General features: G+C 60.2%; 15 protein-coding genes. 5 read left to right on the top strand and 10 right to left on the bottom strand.

Translation table 11 applies throughout. The features are described 5' to 3' along the window. Positions 1-11 precede the first annotated feature (11 nt). Positions 12-326, bottom strand: a complete 315-nt coding sequence (locus ACSQ2W_RS09695) for a hypothetical protein (RefSeq protein ID WP_436086056.1) — start codon at positions 324-326, stop codon at positions 12-14. An 11-nt stretch (positions 327-337) separates the two neighbouring features. Further along, positions 338-1,156, bottom strand: coding sequence for a GNAT family N-acetyltransferase (locus tag ACSQ2W_RS09690; RefSeq protein ID WP_436086055.1), 819 nt, complete (start codon positions 1,154-1,156; stop codon positions 338-340). Between the two features lie 755 nt (positions 1,157-1,911). Between ACSQ2W_RS09690 and ACSQ2W_RS09685 the strand changes: the two genes are divergently transcribed. Next, a complete protein-coding gene (locus ACSQ2W_RS09685; RefSeq protein WP_436086054.1) occupies positions 1,912-2,388 on the top strand; it encodes an Lrp/AsnC family transcriptional regulator in 477 nt (158 codons plus the stop codon). 262 nt (positions 2,389-2,650) lie between these two features. Here ACSQ2W_RS09685 and ACSQ2W_RS09680 read toward each other — a convergent pair whose 3' ends face one another. The 8 genes from ACSQ2W_RS09680 to ACSQ2W_RS09645 all read right to left on the bottom strand — a co-directional run bounded on the left by ACSQ2W_RS09680 (position 2,651) and on the right by ACSQ2W_RS09645 (position 13,741). Further along, positions 2,651-4,027: an aspartate aminotransferase family protein gene (locus ACSQ2W_RS09680; protein WP_436086053.1), complete on the bottom strand. Its 1,377-nt coding sequence runs from the start codon at positions 4,025-4,027 to the stop codon at positions 2,651-2,653. 13 nt (positions 4,028-4,040) lie between these two features. Next, entirely contained in the window at positions 4,041-4,874 is an 834-nt protein-coding gene (locus ACSQ2W_RS09675) for a GNAT family N-acetyltransferase (RefSeq protein ID WP_436086052.1), read from the bottom strand. 410 nt (positions 4,875-5,284) lie between these two features. Then, entirely contained in the window at positions 5,285-6,742 is a 1,458-nt protein-coding gene (locus tag ACSQ2W_RS09670) for an NAD-dependent succinate-semialdehyde dehydrogenase (protein WP_436086051.1), read from the bottom strand. A 312-nt stretch (positions 6,743-7,054) separates the two neighbouring features. Further along, positions 7,055-8,365 (bottom strand): NAD(P)/FAD-dependent oxidoreductase, encoded by a 1,311-nt coding sequence (locus ACSQ2W_RS09665; RefSeq protein WP_436086050.1) that lies wholly within the window; start codon positions 8,363-8,365, stop codon positions 7,055-7,057. 76 nt (positions 8,366-8,441) lie between these two features. Next, on the bottom strand, positions 8,442-9,317 hold the full coding sequence (locus ACSQ2W_RS09660) for an ABC transporter permease (protein WP_436086049.1): 876 nt from the start codon (positions 9,315-9,317) through the stop codon (positions 8,442-8,444). 34 nt (positions 9,318-9,351) lie between these two features. Further along, the gene (locus tag ACSQ2W_RS09655; protein WP_436086048.1) at positions 9,352-10,302 is read right to left on the bottom strand and encodes an ABC transporter permease; all 951 of its coding nucleotides are present in this window, start codon (positions 10,300-10,302) and stop codon (positions 9,352-9,354) included. A gap of 67 nt (positions 10,303-10,369) precedes the next feature. Next, a complete protein-coding gene (locus ACSQ2W_RS09650; RefSeq protein WP_436086047.1) occupies positions 10,370-12,040 on the bottom strand; it encodes a peptide ABC transporter substrate-binding protein in 1,671 nt (556 codons plus the stop codon). Between the two features lie 36 nt (positions 12,041-12,076). Further along, positions 12,077-13,741, bottom strand: a complete 1,665-nt coding sequence (locus ACSQ2W_RS09645; protein ID WP_436086046.1) for an ABC transporter ATP-binding protein — start codon at positions 13,739-13,741, stop codon at positions 12,077-12,079. A gap of 827 nt (positions 13,742-14,568) precedes the next feature. On the opposite strand from ACSQ2W_RS09645, the gene ACSQ2W_RS09640 reads away from it, so the two are divergent. From ACSQ2W_RS09640 to ACSQ2W_RS09625, 4 genes are all read left to right on the top strand, one after another. Next, positions 14,569-15,540: an ornithine cyclodeaminase family protein gene (locus ACSQ2W_RS09640; RefSeq protein ID WP_436087730.1), complete on the top strand. Its 972-nt coding sequence runs from the start codon at positions 14,569-14,571 to the stop codon at positions 15,538-15,540. Between the two features lie 325 nt (positions 15,541-15,865). Continuing rightward, positions 15,866-16,741 carry a GNAT family N-acetyltransferase gene (locus tag ACSQ2W_RS09635; RefSeq protein WP_436086045.1) on the top strand — a complete coding sequence of 292 codons (876 nt, stop codon included), beginning with the start codon at positions 15,866-15,868 and terminating at the stop codon, positions 16,739-16,741. 523 nt (positions 16,742-17,264) lie between these two features. Beyond that, positions 17,265-18,389 carry an acetylornithine deacetylase gene (gene argE / locus ACSQ2W_RS09630; protein WP_436086044.1) on the top strand — a complete coding sequence of 375 codons (1,125 nt, stop codon included), beginning with the start codon at positions 17,265-17,267 and terminating at the stop codon, positions 18,387-18,389. 58 nt (positions 18,390-18,447) lie between these two features. Continuing rightward, positions 18,448-19,371 carry a 2-hydroxyacid dehydrogenase gene (locus ACSQ2W_RS09625; protein ID WP_436086043.1) on the top strand — a complete coding sequence of 308 codons (924 nt, stop codon included), beginning with the start codon at positions 18,448-18,450 and terminating at the stop codon, positions 19,369-19,371. The last annotated feature ends 8 nt before the right edge of the window (positions 19,372-19,379 follow it).

Genomic DNA, 19,379 nt, shown 5'->3' with positions numbered 1-19,379 from the left:
CATCGGAATTCCTACCAGCCGCGGATTCGCTGCCACCGTGCTTCAATGTCAGGGCTCTCACCGTTGATCACGTTGTAGAAGTCATGCTGGATGGTCGAGACGGTGATCGGGCCGGGTTCGCGCGGGAACACCTGTCGGGCGACGTCGATGCTCTTGGCCGTTTTCATGTTCGGGCGCAGCACCACGCCAAGCTTCTTGGTGTGCTCGGCCAGGCGCTGTACATTGCGCTCAAGCCGTCCTCGGTCCACAAGCAGCGCTGGGGTGACCAGGGCGTCGATCGTTTTAGCCGTCTCTGGACCTTGCAGGTTTGCCGTCATCTTGTCCATATCCTGATTTCCTAACCGAACGACTGGTTTGCCAAGGCATACATATGGGCCGGCCCGTCGGGTTCGGGTCGCTGCCCCTTGACCATAGCGGTCGCATAACTGACCTGCTTGAGGCCGAGGCCTTCCAGCCAATCGCCCAATTCATCTTCCGCATAGACATCGATTCGAACGAATTGCTCATGAAGCTTCGATAGCTGGGCCAGGATCAGGAGACGCGCGTCTTGTGCGCTCTCGGCTGCACAAGGGCCGACCACGTAGCCGCGGCCGAACTTCCTGGCGATGGCGTAGCCTGCGACCCGTCCCGCGCGTTCGATGACCACCACGTTGCCCACGTCGGCGAGCTCGGCCACCATCGACTGCCGGGGCATGCCCGTGGCCCGCTGGTCAAAGGCTTGGATCTTCGTAAGGTCCGAGATAGTGGCCGGACGGATGTCGTCGCAGGCATTAAGCGTCACCGCAACGGTCAGCGGGCCCTGGTGCTGAAGCACGGTGCCCCAGGTTGTAAAGCCGCGTCGCTTGTAGAGCGCAAGCCCCTCTTCGGTTGAGTTGAGCAGCACGTTGCGACCGTCCGTCGCTTCAAGCAACCCATTGAAGAGCCGCGAGCCGTAGCCACCGCCCTGTGCCGAGGCGGTGACGATGATCATCCCAGCGGTGGCATAGGCCTGCCCGTAGTTCCACCACATGGCCGTGCCGATCACTTCGCCTGCCCGCTCGATGACCAGACCCTCGCCGACCGTCGCGGCAAATTCCCAGTCCTCACGGCGATATGGCCAGCCCATCTCCTGCGATAGCCTCAGCGCGCCCTGCAAATGCCGGGTTTCGAATTTCATCAGCTCGATCCGGGCGCTGACTGTGTCGCTCTCATGGTCTACGGCCATAGGTGAAATACTGTCTCTTGGTTAAAGGTCGAATTCATAGTTGCGCCGGGCAAGCAGATTTCCCTGCTGTTCTGCCCCTTCAATTCGGCGGAATCATTCGTTTTGAGCCGTCCCTCGGCACGACGGATGGTGCATGTCGAACGAGAATTCCTGATATGCGACTTTGCGACCGGCGCGACGGCGACGCCGTCCATAATGGACTGACGAACGCCATGGACCGGGACACTCTGCAGCGATGAAGCGCCTGAACGGCCGAATGGCTAGCAGCAAAAAAGCGAACCAGCCGCAAGCGTAGCGGCCACTGGGGAACGAAAGCGAGACCCCGGCTGCAACCCTATTGGCGATAGTTGCCTAGTCCGCGATCTGGGAAATGCGGATTCAAGCCATCTGGAGATCGGAATCAACCAATATTTGCTGAAATCGCTGCTGACCAAAAGGCACTTACGTCTGACGGTCCAGTTTCGCAGTAGGACTGTGCCGATCTAAGCTTTGGCGCAACAGATGGACCGCGGTCGCGGCAGGGCTGCTCGCCCTTTGGTTCCCGCCGCAGCATATAATGCCGTCGCACCGGCCGCCGCAAAATGTTCATGCGCCGCAGACACGCGAAACGCCGTCGACACGTTACTGCAACATGTTAATCTGACTGTGGGGAACATAACGGCACGATATGCTGCGCCATAATCGTCGTCGACAATCGGAGCAGGCTATTGAAACTCGACCGTATCGATATAAAGATTTTGCATGAACTGCAGAAGAATGGCCGCGTCACCAACGTGGAACTGTCCGAGTTGGTCAATCTTTCGCCGAGCCCATGTCTGATGCGCGTGAAAAAACTGCAGTCGGAGGGCTATATCGACGGCTACTCCGCACAGATCAACGTGAACAAGCTCGGGCAGACATTGACAGTTTTCACGGAAATCACCCTGAAAAACCACCGGCAGATCGACTTCGCCCGCTTCCTGACCTCGATCGAAAAGATCGACCAGGTGATGGAATGCCACCTGGTGTCTGGCGGCTACGACTATCTCCTGAAATTCGTCACATCCGGCATTAGTGAATATCAGGCGATCATGGAGCGCCTTACCGACATGGAGATCGGCATCGACAGGTATTTCAGCTTCGTCGTCTTGAAGTCGCCCATCGTCAAGTCGCACATGCCATTGACGAGCCTGTTTCCCCTTTGAGTTCGGTATTCGCTCCTGCGCCGGACACTCCCCGCTGGTTGGCCCGTATCATGGCTGCGCAATTCAAACCGCGCCACATCGCCTAGATCCCAGATATTTTCGAGGCAATGCCGCAATGATGAATTGTGACACTTGCTTATGCCGAAAGAGCCAACCGGCCAATACGTTGCAAATCTGTACCGCGCCGTAACCTCCCGGTAGAGGTCATGGCGCGGTCAGAATGTCGATTTTGACGGCTTGCTGCCTCTGTCGCCTGCCGTGATCAGTCCTTGATGGCCGCGCGCACATCCGGGTCCGCCAGGGTATCGTCCAGCGTCTTGCGGGTGCGCTCAATGATCGCGTCGATATCGGCGTCGGTGCAGCAGAGTGGCGGCGCGTAGCCAAGTACGCCGTTGGCGAAGGCGCGGAGGACCAGGCCGTTTTCCCACGCCCGGTCGAAGACGCGGCGTGCCGGATCGGCCGCCGCCGGCAGCGGGGTCTTCTTCTCCTTGTTTACCACGAGCTCCACGGCGGCAAGCATTCCGCGGCCGCGGACATCACCGACGAGCGGATGGTCCTTGAGGCTCTCAAGCCCTTCCATCAGCCTAGCGCCCGCCTTCCGGCCGTTCGCAAGCAAACCGTTTTCGTAAAGCTTCAGAACTTCGAGGCCGACAGCCGCGGATACCGGATGGGCCGAATAGGTATAGCCGTGGCCGACGGCTGCAGCACCGGCCCCATCCGCGATGGTCTGATAGACGTGGTCGGCCATGAACACTGCACCCATCGGAACATAGCCGGAGGTCAGACCCTTTGCCGTGGTGATGAAGTCCGGCACGATGTCGTCCTCCTCGCAGGCGAAGAGTGGGCCGGTGCGGCCGAAAGCGGTGATCACTTCATCGGCAACGAAGAGGATGCCCAGTTCGCGGCAGAGTTCGCGCATCGCCTTCATCCATCCCTTCGGTGGCACCAGCACGCCGCCCGAACCCTGGATCGGTTCAGCATAAAAGGCGGCGACGCGCTCGGGGCCAATTTCCTCGACCTTGCGCCGCAGTGCCGCGAGCGAGGCGTTGATGATCGCCTGCGGATCATCGCCGACGGGATTGCGATAGGCGTAGTGCGAGGGAATTTTATGCTGCCAGTCGAAGGGAATGCCGAAACCTGCATGGAACAAGGGCAACGCCGTCAAGCCTGCCCCGACGGTCGACGAGCCGTGGTAGCCTTGCTCGACCGAGATGAACTGGTCGCGCTTCGGCTCACCACGGGCGATCCAGTAATAGCGGATGAAACGGACTGTGCTGTCGACCGCATCCGATCCGCCGAGTGTGAAGTAAACATGGTTGAGATCGCCCGGAGCGCGCTCGGCCAATGCCGCGGCGAGCCGGATCGCCGGCTCCGAACCGAGGCCGAAATAGGCCGTCGCATAGGGAAGTTCGCGCATCTGGCGGGTTGCCGCTTCGACGATCGATTCCTGGCCGTAGCCGGCATTGACGCACCACAGGCCTGCGAAACCGTCGATCAGCTGCTTGCCCGAGGCGTCTGTGACCGCCGCGCCTTTGGCGGATGCGAGCACGCGCACGCCGAGCTTCTCGTGATTGCGATAGGAGGCGACCGGATGTACGAGATGGGCGCGGTCGAGCTCGATAAGGGAATTGCTGTACATGATACTCTCCGGATCAGCCGAGCGCCTGGTTGGCGAGGGCAAAGATGGTGGGGACGGAATCGGCATGGGGAATCGGTGGTTTCATCATGGCAATGCCGCCGCCGACGTGGCCGAGGCCCCGCTCGGCGAGCCAGTCCGACAGGTCGGCGACGCCGGTGATATCCACGCGGAGAAACCGGCCGGGTCGCAGGGCGATGAAGTGAGCGACGAGCGCTTTGGCGTCTTCCAGGTTCCCGGCGGCGACGGGGCCGATGACCTCACCACGGCCGAAACAGCGAAGGGCCGAAAAACCGACGATGCGGTTGTCGCGCCGGATCACGGCGAATGTGCCCACATTGGCCAGATAGGCGATCAGATCACTGCGATCGGCACCGAAGGCCTGCCGGTCAAGTTCCGCAATGGCGGAAAGATCGGCCGACGTCGCCTCAGACGTGATCGCCGGAGCGGCTACCTTCGCGGCAATGCCCTGGTGCTGCAGCACCCGCCCGGTCTCGCGAAATCCGAGCTTTTCATAGAGCGGCAAGCCGTCTTCTGTCGCTACGAGCCGCAGCGGGCACCCATCGGAAAGGTCGAGAGCGGCGTCCATGAGCCGCCGGCCAAGGCCGCGGCCGCGCATGGTCTGGTCGACAATGACCATGTTGATCGTAGCGCTTTCTTCCTTGTAGCGCGTCACGAGCACGGTGCCTACGATCTTGTCGTCCTCGATCGCGACCGCGCCTTCGCTCAAGGCAAGCGCCATCTGCCAGTCCTCGGGGCGATGAGGCCAACCGACCTGCCGCGAGAGGGTGATGGCGGCATCCAGATGTTCTGGGCCGAAAGCGGCAATATCGATCTGACGTGTCTGCATGGCACTTCCTTAAGTTGCTGAGCCAAAGTTTGCAGGAAAGCCGGTTGGCAGATCATCTGAAGACGGCGTGCTGAGCGGTATCTTATCGCTTTCGCCTCATCGGCCGCCGCATCTTCTGCTGGCATGGGGAGCCACCAGGGCAGGCCTCGAGAGCAGTTCCGCCGGCCGGCCACCGAAGCCTCTATCCGTCTAAGTGCATCGGGATCACTCAGGCAGGCTGTGGGGCATCACCGGCCAGCCGATATGGGTGTTTGCGCATGAAACGTGGAAAATCGCTGCAAGCCCGGGCGGAAGTCAGTCGCCCGTGCAGCCTCTTCGCAGGGACAAATCCGGCGGTGCATGAGTATGCGCCGCCGGATTTGTAATTGGGTGCAGGCATCGGACAAAAGCTATCCGGCGAGAGAGCCGGCTTAACTCAGGCCGCCAATGTGGAAGCACTTCATTTCGAGATATTCCTCGATGCCGACCTGTGCGCCCTCGCGCCCTAGCCCCGACTGCTTGACGCCGCCGAAAGGCGCCACTTCGGTGGAAATAGCCCCTGTGTTGAGGCCGATCATGCCGAATTCGAGCGCCTCCCCGACGCGCCAGGAGCGCTTGAGGCTCTCGGTGTAGAAATAGGCCGCGAGGCCGAAGGGCGTGCCGTTGGCGATAGCGATCGCTTCTTCTTCCGTTTCGAAGCGGAAGAGTGGAGCAACCGGGCCGAACGTTTCCTCGCTGGCGAGCAGCATGTCGGCCGTCGCCCCGGTAAGGACGATCGGCGCGATGTACTGTTTGCCTTCCGGCAGCGAACTACCCCGTGCCACCACCTTCGCGCCCTTTGCCAGCGCGTCTTCGACATGAAGGTTGATCTTCTCGATTGCCGCAGCGTTGATCATTGGACCTATGGTGTTGCCGGGCTCGGTTCCCGGGCCGACCTTCATCGCGTTGACGCGCGCGCTGAGCTTTTCGGCAAAGGCGGCGTAGACGCTGCCCTGAACGAGAATCCGGTTGGCGCAGACGCAGGTCTGCCCGCCATTTCGGAACTTGGACGCAATGGCACCCTCGACGGCAAGGTCAAGATCGGCATCGTCGAAGACGATGAAGGGTGCATTGCCGCCGAGTTCGAGCGACAATCGCTTAATACTGTCCGCCGCGCCGCGCATCAGCAGCGAACCGACGCGCGTGGAGCCGGTGAAGGAGATCTTGCGCACCGTTTCGTTCGCCATGATCTCGTTGCCAATCTCCGTCGGCATGCCGGTGACGATGTTGATGACGCCAGCCGGAATGCCAGCGCGCCCGGCAAGGACACCGAGGGCGAGCGCCGAATAGGGCGTGAACTCAGAGGGCTTGATCACCACCGTACAACCGGCCGCCAATGCGGGGGCCACCTTGCGGGTAATCATCGCGTTCGGAAAGTTCCACGGTGTGACGATGGCGCAGACGCCGACCGCATCCTTGAGCACGACGATGCGGCGATCCGCCGTCGGCGAGGGAATGGTGTGGCCGCCGATGCGGCGGGCTTCCTCGGCGAACCATTTGACAAAGGACGCGCCATAACGGATCTCGGCGCGGGCTTCGTCGAGTGGCTTGCCCTGTTCAAGCGTGAGGAGCAGCGCAAGATCCTCGAGATTTTCGATCATCAGCGCATGCCAGCGCTCGAGCAGGGCGGCGCGCTCGGCATGGGTTTTTTTCTTCCATGGTGCAAAGGCGGCGCTGGCTGCCTGGATGGCTGCGCGGGTTTCGGTGGTACCCATGTCCGGAACGGTGCCCAGAGTCGTCTGGCTCGCGGGATCGACGACGTCAATCGTCTTGCCCGTGGCAGCACCCAACCAGGCACTGCCGATCAGGCCGGCCTGCCGGAATAGATCTTTGTCGTTCAACTGAAACATATTGTTCCTCTCTGACGATCGGTCGTCGGCTGCAAAAAACCGAGGCGGTGAATGAAGTTCCGTTCCGCGCCGACGGCAGCGCCCTCAACACAGGATCACCGACGGCGCGCCTGATCGCGGATGGAGAGTCGGAACCCCCTCGACGTGTTCCTCAGCTGAGACTAGCGAAGGAAGAGAAGCAGCATGTATCGACTAGCAGTGCGGGCGCGGTGGAAAATAGCGTTTTGCGCCGCGCGGCAGTCACATCTTCGGTCGGTGCGACGAGGTTTCTGCGGAGGGGCCGACGCCCGCCGAACGGTGCCAGACGTCTTCTCAGCGGCTGGCACGGTACAAGGCGATTTGGTCCTGGATGCGATAGCCTTGAATAATGGCCGGCATGAACCATGGATTGCCGTTGTAAAACGGAATGAAGGCCGGCGGTCGGAAGTCGAACGCGGTGCGCGCCTGTTGGCGATGGCCCAGCAGCTTGTGCGCCGCGTGTATACCCACCCACGGTGCCCAGACGACCCCCGAACCGCAGAATCCGGTGGCATAGACCACACCGTCATTTTCGAAGATGCGGGGCAGCATGTCGCGGTGCATCGCGACATTGCCGAACCAGGTGTGCGACAGACGGACGTTTTCCAGTTCGGGGAAGAGATTCACGAGCCCGTTGCGCAGAACGAGCTTCGGCCCATCCGGATCGCCGGCGCGAGAGCTGTCGCGGCCGCCCAACAGGATGCGTTTGCCGTCCGGCGTCGGCCGGTAATAGAATCCGAGCTGGCGGCCCTCCGTCATCATCATCTGCTTCGGCATCAGCCGCGCCATGACGTCCGGTGCGAGTTCCTCTGTTACGATAATGCGGCTGCGAACCGGCACCAGCCGGCGGCGCAGGAAAGGCACCGCACCATCGGTATAGCCGTCGGTGCAGACCAGGACCTGGCGCGCCTGGACCGTGCCGGCCGACGTCATGACGCGGAACTCGGAGCCATCTCTCTCTACCGAAGTCACACGCGTCCCGGAATGGACTGTCAGTCCCGAAGCCAGCGCCACCCTTAGGAGTTCCGCGTGGAACTTGGCCGGATGCAGCCCACCAATATCCATCCGCACCATGCCGCCGCGATAGAAATCGGTGCCGATGTAGTTGCGCTGTTCGGTATACGGAACGGCGTAAGACTCGATACCCAGTCGTTTGGCCAGGGTCTCGGCGCTGCGGGCGGTCTTCTCGTACTGGTCGAACCCGATGACGCCCTTGAACTGGCCGACCAGATTGAAGTCGCAGTCCAGCCCTTCGGTCCTGATGAAGTCATAGAGGAACTCGCGGGCGATCTTGCCCTCGGCCTCGATGGCGATGGCTTTGTCTTCGCCGAAGCGCCGGGCGATCGTGGCGTAGTCCGGCCGGATGCTGCCGCTGGTAATGCCGCCATTGCGCGACGAGGCGCCCTCGCCGGGGTTCATCGCATCGAAGGCCGCGACCGACCGCCCCTCACGCGCCAGCACCAGTCCCGCCGAGAGACCGGCATAGCCGGCGCCTATGATCGCCACGTCCAGCTTCTTGGCCAGCGGCTGTCGCGGCAGTGGTTTGACGGGTGCCGCTTCCCACCAGTAGGGCGTGTTCCTGTCGGCGATTCTGCTCTGTTCCATGTATCGGTTCTCTGCAATTTCCGGCCAAGGCCATCTGGATGTCGACAAAAACGAAAGAAGGCCTGGGCCGTCGCCGTCAGGCGTCACCGCGAACATCGAACGCGTCGCGCAGGCCGTCGCCAATGAAGTTGAAGCTGGTGACCGCGATGGTAATGGCGGCACCAGGAATGATCGCCAGCCAAGGCGCACTGCCCAGATACTGCTGCGCACCGTTCAGCATGTTGCCCCAGCTGGGCAGCGGTGGCTGAATTCCATAGCCAAGGAAGCTGATGTAGGCCTCCATGAGGATCGCCCGGGCAACAGTCAGGGTGGCCGCGACGATGATCGGACCGATGGCGTTGGGCAGGATCTCGCGGAACATGATATGCGTCCCGCTTAGCCCCAACATGCGCCCGGCCTGGACGAACTCGCGCTCGCGAAGCGAGCGGACCTCGGCCTCGACAATCCGGGCAACCTCCATCCAGCTGGAGACGGCGATGACAACGGTAATCATGATCGGGCTGGGTTTCAGTGCTGCGGCGAGGGCCAGCACCAGGAAGATCGACGGGAAGGACAGAAAGCCATCCACTGTGCGCATCAGCGCCATGCCGAGCCAGCCGCCGCGGTACCCCGCAATCACGCCCACGAGCGTTCCGATGAGCGTCGACAAGAGCATGGCGGAAAAGCCGACCAGCAGGGAAATCCGTCCCGCCATGAAGAGCCGGGCCGCCACGTCCCGCCCCAGGGGATCGGTGCCCAGATAGTGACTGCCGGTCAAGGGGGGAGCAAAACGGGCGCGCAGATCGATATAGAGTGAATCATAGGGCAGCAGGTGGGGACCCAAGACACACGCCAGCGTTAATAAGGCGATCATGACCATCCCGAGCAGAGCCAGATGGTGGCTCATGAATCGGCGTGCGGTTCGGCTGTTCCACCAATGCTCCAGGCTCGAATTTGCGGCGATGGCGGTCATAATGATGACTCCTGTTGAGCGTCTCATGACGCGCTTAACTCAAACGGATACGGGGATCGATAACGGCGACGGCGATGTCGGCGATGAGATTGCCCAGGATCACAAGGATGGCCGAGAACATCAGCAGTCCCATCACCACCGGATAGTCGCTGTAGCCGAGGCTATCCAGGAACAGCCGACCCATTCCGGGCCATGTGAACACAGTCTCGGTAACCAGGGCGCCCGTCAGGACGCTGGGAAGCTGCACTCCCGCCAGCGTGATCATTGGCAGCAGGGCGTTGCCGACGACATGTTTCATCAGTATCCGCCGCTCGCTCAGTCCCTTGGCACGAGCTGTCTTGACGAATTCCTGGTTGATGACGTCAAGCGTCGCGGATCGCATGTAGCGGCTCCAGATTGCGACATGGACCAGCGCCAGCACTATGCTGGGCAGGATCAGGTGATGGATGTAATTCAGCGCCGAGCCATCCCCGATCGTGTACATGTTGCCGGCCGGCAGCCAGCCCAACTGGAGCGAAAAGACATAAATGCCGACAAGCCCGAACCAGAAGGTCGGGATCGACAGCGCCACCATGGCGCCGACCGTCCCCAGATAGTCGAACACCGAATACCGGTGCGTGGCGCCACGGATGCCAATCCACGTTCCGACGGCGATCGCGATGACCGTGGAAGACCCCATTAACAACAGCGTCGCAAAAAGGTGCCGGCCGATCACGTCCAGAACCGGCGCACCGTCGCGAAAGGAGTGGCCCCAGTCACCCTGCACAAGGCGCCAGGCCCAGTCCAGATACTGCATCCACAGCGGACGGTTGAGCCCCAGTTGTTCTTTGAGACGGTCGAGATCATCCTGGGTCATGCTGGGATCAAGCCCAAATTGCGCCAAGGGGCCACCCGGGATCAGGTTCAGGACGACGAACCCGATGACCGAAACGATCAGAAGCAGAATGAGGCTCTGGGAGAGCCGGTTAAGTAGGAAGCCACGCATTCAGCTCTCCTCATGACAGCGTCAATGGATGGGCCGCCGCCGCAAGTCGCGACGGCGGCGGCGTAGGTCAGCTCTTCCAATGCCATCCGGCGGCATGCCAGGATGCGACGCGGGTGTTGGAATTGGCCTCGAAACCCTCGAGCCCTTCCTTGCGGCCGAACACGTTGGTGTAGGCAAACAGCGGCAGGAAGGGCAGGTCCTGACGGACGATTTCCTGCACACGAAGATAGATGGCGCGCCGTGCTTCCGGGTCGAAGGTGCGGGCACCCTTTTCGAGCAGCGCGTCGACCTCGGGGTTGGAGTATTGGCCGGTGTTCGAGCCCTTTCCGCCCTTTGCAACAATTGCGCTGGTGTGCAGGCGGTTGGTGACGTCGGGGTCGGCCGCGATGACATTGGTTACACCGGAGATGGCGGAGTCGAACTGCGATTTGAGCCAGAAATCGCCCCACATAACCGCCCCTGGCAGGTTCGATATGGTCATCTCGACGCCGATTTCGGCGAACGATTGCTGCAGGAACTGCTGCACCTGCTCACGCAGATTGTTGCCTGCCGTCGTTGCGTTGGAGAACGACAACCGAACGCCGTCCTTCGCGCGGATTCCATCCGGACCCGGTACCCAGCCGGCTTCGTCGAGGATCTGGCGCGCCCGGTCGAGGCTGTACTCCTGCGCCGGCAGGTCCGGATTGTAGTAGTAGGAATTCTGCGGCATGAACGTCTCGGTGAGGGCGTGGATCCCGTAATAAATTCCTTCGAGGATCGCTTTCCTGTCCATTGCGGCGTAGAGCGCCTGGCGCACCGCCGGATCCTTGAATTGCGGCTTCTCAAGATTGAGATAGATCGACTCGACCGAGGCCCCCGGCTCCAGGGTCACCACGCGACCCGACAATTTGCTGGCTTCCTCGTAATGGTCGGCGGTAATGTATGCCTGGTCGACAAGGTCGATGTCGCCGCTTACAAACTGGGTGTAGAGCACCGTCATGTCAGGAATGTATTTGAGGACGAGCCGCTCGATATATGGACCTTCGCCGACATAGTCCGCGTTCGCGACGAGTTCGATATGGTCGCCGGCAATGCGCTGCGCCCACTTGAATGCGCCAGTGCCGACAGGCGCCTGATTGAAGGCGGCGGCGTTGGGGTCGGCCTCTTTTTCGAGGATGTGCTTGGGAACCATGAAGGTTTCGGCGAGAAACGACAGGTATGGGGCGAAGGCCTCCTCCATCCGCCAGGTGATCTCGGTCGGAGAGACCACCGTGATATCGCGCACCAAGGAATGGCCGCTCGTGCGCCACGCGCGGAATTTCGGATTGGTGATGAGTTCAAGAGTGAACTTCACGTCCTCGGCCGTGAAGGGTTCGCCGTCGTGCCAGCGGACGTCGTCACGCAGACGAACACGCCACTGCAGGCCGTCCTGCGAAATGCCGCCATTTTTCTGTGTGGGCACTTCGGCCGCGAGATTGGGCTGAAGAACGCCCTTGGGGTCCATTCGAAAGAGCGCATCGAACACCGAGAAATGCACTGCATCGTCGACCTCGGTATGCGCCATCAGCGGGTTGAAGACGGTGGGTTCCTGCGAAAGCCCGACAACGACGCGGCCGGTCGGAGTTGTTGGAAGGTTTTGCGCAAAGGCAGGCTTGCCGAAGAGGTTGGGTGCGGCAAAGCAGGCGACGCCGCCCGCTGCCATCAGGCGCAGCGCGTCGCGTCGCGAGTAGGTCGATCCGGTCGTGAAATCTTTGGTCATAATGTCTTCTCCTAGTGGCGATATTCGCCGTGGCTCTCAAACGTTCGCAGCAATCGGCCGGGTGCTCCTCGGTCGCTCTCCAGGAATTGCCGCCACCAACTCACGCGTGTAGGCTGATTGCGGGTCCAGGAAGATCTGGGATGGCGGACCGTGTTCGACAATTCGCCCTTTCTGCATCACTGCGATTTCGTCGCAGATCTGGCTGGCGACGCGCAGATCATGGGTGATGAAGATCATCGATACGCCGGTCTCTCGTTGGATTTTATCCAGCAGCTCGAGAATCTGAGCCTGGATGGACACGTCGAGAGCAGAGACTGCCTCGTCAGCAACCAGCAGTTTTGGTTTGAACATCAAAGCCCGGGCGATCCCGATGCGTTGGCGTTGCCCACCGGAGAACTCGTGCGGATAGCGGCCGAAGGCGCCGGCATCGAGGCCCACATGGGACAGCAACGCTCGTGCCTCCTCACGCGCCTGGGAATAGGACATCCCGTGCGCGACGGGTCCCACGGTAAGAATTTGTCCGATGGTCGAACGCGGGTTCAGCGATGCGAAAGGGTCTTGGAAGATCATCTGGATTCGAGGCCGCAGCGGACGGAACTCGGATTCCGAAAGCTTGGCGATGTCGTGGCCCTCAAACAGGATTCGACCGCCGTCGCTGTCCTGGAGCTTGATCAGAAGTCTTCCCAGCGATGATTTGCCGGAGCCGCTCTCGCCGACAACGCCCAGCGTGCGCCCATGCGCCAAGTCGAACGAAACATCGTTCACCGCAGGCACGACCCGCTGGCTGCCGAACAGCGCGCTGCCGCTGCGATATGTCTTGGCCAGTCCCTCAACCTTCAGGATCGTCGCCTTGCTGACGGTCTCCTGGGGGATACGATCCTCGCCGGTCAGGCGCGGGACGGCCGCGATCAGGCGCTTTGTATAGGGATGAGCGGGTGATTTCAGGACCTGCTCGGCGCTGCCTTGCTCGACAATGCGCCCTTTCTCCATGACCACGACACTGTCCGCGATCTCTGCAACGACGCCGAAGTCATGGGTGATGAACATCACGCTCATGCCCTTGCGACGTTGAATGTCCCGGATCAGCTCGAGAATCTGCGCCTGCGTCGTGACGTCGAGTGCTGTCGTCGGTTCGTCGGCGATCAGGACTCTCGGTTCGAGCGCGAGCGCCATGGCGATCATCACGCGCTGGCGTTGGCCGCCGGAAAGCCGGAACGGGTATTGGAAGTACATGAGTTCCGGATCGGGCAGACCCACTTCGGTCAGCAACTCGACGGCCCGGCTGCGCCGCGATGCCTTCGTGCCAACCCCATGGGCGGCCATGGCTTCGGTAATCTGTTCGCCTACCGTCATCAGAGGGTTGAGCGCCGACAGCGGATCCTGGAAAATCATCGATACGACCCGGCCGCGCATATCCCGCAGCTTTTTCGGCGATGCGCCGATTATCGCCGTGCCGTCAAGATGAATGGACCCCGACGAAACGCGGATTATCTTCGGCAAGAGCCCCATGATCGTATTTGCCGTTACCGACTTGCCTGAACCAGACTCGCCGATAATGCAGAGTATCTGACCCCGCTTGAGATCAAACGAGATGTTCTCGACGGCATGAGCCCGTTCCATGCCTTTCGGCAGGTCGACTGTCAGGCCGCGCACCGAAAGTGCCGCATCGTCTACCAGTATGGGCTTCGTGTTAACGGTCATCAAGGCTCCTCCTCTTCAACGGCGCCGGTAAGCATGCTGTGGATTACGACTGTGCTCCCGCCCCGCAGGTAATCTATGTGAGCCTCTGCTTATTCTCTGCCGGTCCTCATTGCTCCGCAAGCGAATGTGACCGGGGATCAAAACCTGCATTCACGGTTCCGGCACGGACCCGCGATTGTCGGCCATTCGGGCCCCCGAACGTGTCTATCTCGAAGTGTCAATCTCCGAATGCCAGGCAGTATGGCCGCATATGTTCCCATGGAATCGCTGAAACGTGCGGCTGTCGCAGCAGGAACTACCGAAAGGCAGGTCGAAATTAGCATTTTCTCATTTCCCGGGTCCGCGAGGCTGGGGGTGATGTCCGCCCTAAGTTCGACAAATCCCAAGACAATACAAAACTGGTAATCGGTGGCCCGAGAGAACCACCGCATACCGTTAAGCACTCGAAAAGCACACGAGGATCGGTTAAGCGATTGAATTTAAAGCCTGTCTCATTCCTTTCATGACTTGAGGATCTGGCATTCGCATCACTGAAAGCGCCTCTCGGAAGGCCGCTTCCTAATACGGCCTCCCTTTTAACTGGCTTGAGATCAGCCTCGAGGGGAGCCCTATGGAGGGACAAGGTTGCGGTTGCGGATTCTCTGGAAGGCCAATTTCGTTGCTGCGCGGACGGCTCTGTTTCGCAACAAACGCCTTTCTTCAGGCAGCAAACCACAGGATATTCTGTTTGCGCGCCAAATCCGCAGCACGGCTGTGGGAACCGCAGTTTACTATCTACGAAGATTTTACATCAAATCACCGCGCAGATCCTGCGCAGGAGTGTTCCCATGCCCAGTAATGCTAAGTTTCTTCTGCTTGACGCCGATGACGTCGGGCAGCTCATGGAGCCGGCCAAGGTCTTCGATGCGATGAAGCGGGCCTTCACGCTGCATAGCCAGCGCGAAGGTCGCGTCTTTCCTGTCGTGCGCGAGCAGCTTCATACAGGCGGCGTTTTCGGCATCAAATCGGGGGATGTACCGAACGCGGATTTGCTCGGATTCAAGGCAGCCGGTTTTTGGCCGAGCAACCGAAAGGCCGGAAAGGAACCGCATCAGGCCACCATTCTTTTGATCGATCCGCACACAGGCCGGCCCCGTTGCTTGATCGACGGGAACACCATAACTACCGTCCGCACCGGTGCGGCAGGCGCTGTCGGCCTGACGCTACTTGCGCGGCCGGAGAGTACATCCGTTTGCATTTTCGGCACTGGCACTCAAGCGCGGATACAGCTCAGTTTTGCCTTGCGCTACATGCCGATGATCCAACATGTCTCGTATCTGACGGTAAACGGACAACCTGACGATGGGTTCGAAAAGGAATTCGGGCAGTTATGCACCCTCATCCACGCTCAAGACGCTGATGCGGCCGTCAGCGAAAGCGACATTGTCGTGACTGCAACGCCGGGTGGTGGACCCTTGTTTTCGCCCGGCGCGGTCCGCGCAGGCACACACCTCAATTGCGTGGGCGCCGACACGAAAGGCAAGCGCGAGCTCCCCGAGGGTATTCTTCGCCAATCGCGGCTCTTTACAGACGATCGCGAGCAATCGCGTTCGATTGGCGAAGGTCAATGGGATCCCGAATGCCCCTCGATCGAAATCGGAGATGTGTTGACGGGCAAGGTAGAACCGACACGTGATCTCGAAGATATTACGGTCTTCGACATGACCGGATTAGCCCTTCAGGACTTGGTCGTCGCTGAAATGCTTTGGCACCTGGCCACCGCAAAAGGTCAAGGCACGACCCTGTCGTGGCCTTGGTAGATCCCGCACATCAACTCATGGCAACGTCAGCTCTACGAACAACTCATCCAAAATCGGAGTTCGATCGATGACTGATACGTTCATGACCGATCAAGTTGCCTTTGGGGTTGGCCAGATGCTACCTAGAACACGCCGAGGTAAAAGTTTTTTCTGCTGAATAGGGAATGGGTTCAGCTGAAGATTTCGAAGGAATACCACGAACAGGCCAAATCTGCTGATCTTGGCGTGCGATATTGTGACTAGATTGCAATCTGCGCGAGGATCAAAGACACTGCTGGGCCCGTGGTGGAGTTGCGCGATCCGGCGAACGGAGCGGATAGCCGAAATGCAAAAATCAGTGCGCCTCAAGTCATTCGAATTGATCGCCCAGGATATCAACAGTGTTGATGTGAGCCTGCTTCACGCCCTGTCGATGGGCGTCGGTTGGCCACACCGGCCCAAAGACTGGGATTTCCTACGCCGCGCCGGCCGGGGCATCGTTGCGGTCGATGGGATAGGGCGTGTCTTTGGAAGCGCAATGTGGTTCCCCCATGGGGACGATTTCGCCACCATCGGCCTCGTGATCACCTCACCCCGCACGCAAGCACAAGGAAATGGGCGCTGGCTCATGGAACAAGTGTTTGAGCAGTGCGGCGACCGAAATCTGAGCCTGAATTCGACCAAAGCCGCTTACAACCTTTATATTTCGCTCGGATTCACGAAGGAAGCGATTGTCTATCAATACCAGGGAGACGTCACACCTGGGCTTCCTCCGCTGCCTGATCTAAACGGGCAACTGAGCGAGCTGTCGAACGACAAGCTCCATGAGATCAAAGCTCTCGACACCCAGGCCTTCGGGATCAATCGCGAGAGGCTGCTCGCGTTACTTTCAGAAGGCGCGTCCATTTGCACACTCCGGCGCGGCGACGAAATCGTTGGCTATTCCATGTGTCGCGAGTTCGGGCGCGGCCATTTGGTCGGACCGATCGTCGCAAGCAATGATCAGGATGCAATCCATCTCGTAGCCGTGCATCTTAAGGATCTGGCAGGCCAGTTCGTGCGCATTGATACGCGCGAGACAGGCCCATTCGCCGAGTTTCTTCAGCAGAGCCGGCTGACGCTTTCCGAGACCGTCACGACCATGTCCAAAGGACGCCGCTTCCTGAACCGTATTGACGGCGAACCAGCGGTTTTTGGCCTTGCCGGCCACGCGTTGGGCTAACTCACGCGACTTCGGCATCGGCTTTCGGCAACGAAAGGTGTGAAATCGAAAGGCTAAACGCGATGGCGAACCTTAACGATGGCGACGCGTTGTTAAGCCGTTAGGGCCAGCCTTCGGACCAATGTCGAGCCGTGAGCTCAATCAAAGCGCCCCCGACAATCACCATCGACCGTCCGCGGGAGCACGGGCGATGCGGGCATCGATCCGGTAGGTTTCGCGCGGCCTCGGACATATCTGCGATGGCCATCTGTATGGAAGCGATCATCAGAGATCTGTTGTTTGCTCGGCAAGGCGGAAAAACCGCGTCCCGCGATGTGAGTCTCATCGCGCATGGAATGTAAGTGGAATGGCCGACAGGAATTGCTCGAGACAGCCTTTCCTTCGGAAGAAAACGCTGAAAAGAGGCCCGCTTTCGGCACGCAATCGGGCAATAAGCCACTAAGCTTTGATCCAAAGCCATCTGCCATGTCCCGACAGGATGCCTATCAATGCCCAGAGAAGCCCTCAAGTCGAGGTTCAGATAATGCAAGCCGTTGAAATTCTCGAACAGCTGGTGGCTTTTCCCTCCGTCGTTGGCCAGGCGAACGGTGCAATCGTCGAATGGATTCGCGCTTATGTGGCGCGGTTCAATCAAGAGGTGACCATTCTTCCGGGACCGGAAGGCGATCGCTCGAACCTTTTCGCAACAATTGGTCCGAAGAACGTCCCCGGCTATATCCTTTCGGGCCACATGGACGTGGTGCCGGCCAACGAACCGGAATGGTCGTCGGATCCTTTCGAGTTGCGCGCGCAGGCTGATCGTCTCTACGGTCGCGGCACCTCTGACATGAAGGGCTTTCTTGCAGCAACACTTGCCGCCTTGCCGGAACTCGCATCAAGGCAGCTTTCGCAACCTATCCATTTTGCCTTTTCGTATGACGAGGAAGCGGGCTGCCGCGGCGTGCCGCATTTGATCAAGCGCCTTCCCGAGCTCTGCGCCAAGCCCGAAGGCGCGATTATCGGCGAACCGAGCAACATGCGCGCGATCTGCGCCCATAAAGGCAAGGCAGCAGCGCGCGTTGAAATCCGCGGCCGGTCGGGCCATTCCTCGCGACCCGATCAAGGCCTGAATGCCATCCACGCCATGGCGGAGGTGCTGGCCGACGCAGCAGCCGGCGCCGGACGTCTTGCACTTGGTCCTTTCGATCCGGCCTTCGCCCCCCCTTACTCCTCCCTTCAGGTCGGTACGGTCAAGGGCGGACAGGCCGTCAACATCATCCCGGATTTGTGCGTCGCTGAACTTGAAGCGCGCGCCATTCCCGGCATTTCCCCCTCTGAACTGCTCGCCCCAATCAGAGAAAAGGCCGAGAGCCTGCGAAGCCGGGGGCTGCAGGTGAACTGGGATCTGATCAGCGCGTATCCAGCCTTGTCGCTTGCGAACGATGCACCACTCGCGCAACTGCTCAGGGAGTTGACAGGGCAGGAGCCGCTTGCGGCGGTTAGCTACGGAACGGAAGCCGGTCTCTATCAGGAGGCTGGGATCGACGCGATCATCTGTGGCCCGGGCGATATCTCCCGCGCACACCGACCGGACGAGTTCATTCTCGTGGATGAGTTGATCGCTTGCCAATCCATGATCGAAACGCTCGGCGCGCGGCTTTCCAGATGAAGAAGGCACGCACCGTGACGGGCGCGGATGCAGCAGCCGACCTAACGAGAGAATACCAATGACTTTGCTATTCAACTCCGACGCCAAACGCGGCCTTATTTTCCGGGAAGCTTTTGCCCGTGAGCTTCCGGACGTTCCCTTTTCCATGGACCCGACAACCGTCGATCCCCACGACGTCCGTTACCTGATAACCTGGACGGCGCCCGACGACCTCGACCGTTACTCCAATCTGGAGATCCTCTTTTCAATCGGCGCCGGCGTTGATCAATTTCAGATCGACCGCCTGCCGGAGAATGTAAAGCTGGTGCGCATGGTCGAGGATGGGATCATCCGCATGATGCAGGAATATGTGGCGCTTGCAGTGCTGGCGCTGCACCGCAATCTTCCGGCCTATCTCCTCCAACAGAGAAACCAGATCTGGCAGGGCATTCCGCAGGCGCGGGCAGCAGACCGGACGGTCGGCGTTCTCGGTCTGGGGGCACTGGGCACTGCTGTGCTCGATCGCCTGAAGCCTTTTGGATTTTCATTGTCCGGATGGAGCCGCAGCTGTCGCGAAATCGAAGGTGTGGCCACCTTTAGCGGACAGGACGGGTTGCGAGATTTTCTGAGGGATGTCGATATTCTGATCTGTCTGCTGCCATTGACGGAGGAAACGCGCGGTTTCCTGAATTCGGACCTGTTCGGCATGCTGCCGGACGGTGCCAGTCTCATCCACACCGGACGCGGCCCGCAGCTCGATCATGCCGCTTTGGTCGAAGCACTTGACAGTGGCCATTTGGCGAATGCGGTGATCGACGTAACGGACCCGGAGCCGTTACCGCCCGGCCATGTCTTCTGGTCGCACCCGAAGATCATTCTCACCCCCCATATCGCGAGCGTCACCCAGGCGGAAACGGCGGCAAGCGCCGTCATCGACAACATCAAGCGCCACCGCACAGGTCTCGATCCGATCGGCCTGGTCAATCGGACCCGCGGCTACTGATCTGACAG

This window comes from Pararhizobium sp. LjRoot255, assembly GCF_964252905.1.
GTDB lineage: Bacteria > Pseudomonadota > Alphaproteobacteria > Rhizobiales > Rhizobiaceae > Pararhizobium.
Note: the sequence above shows the minus strand (reverse complement) of the source record. Positions and strands in the feature narration are given on the sequence as shown.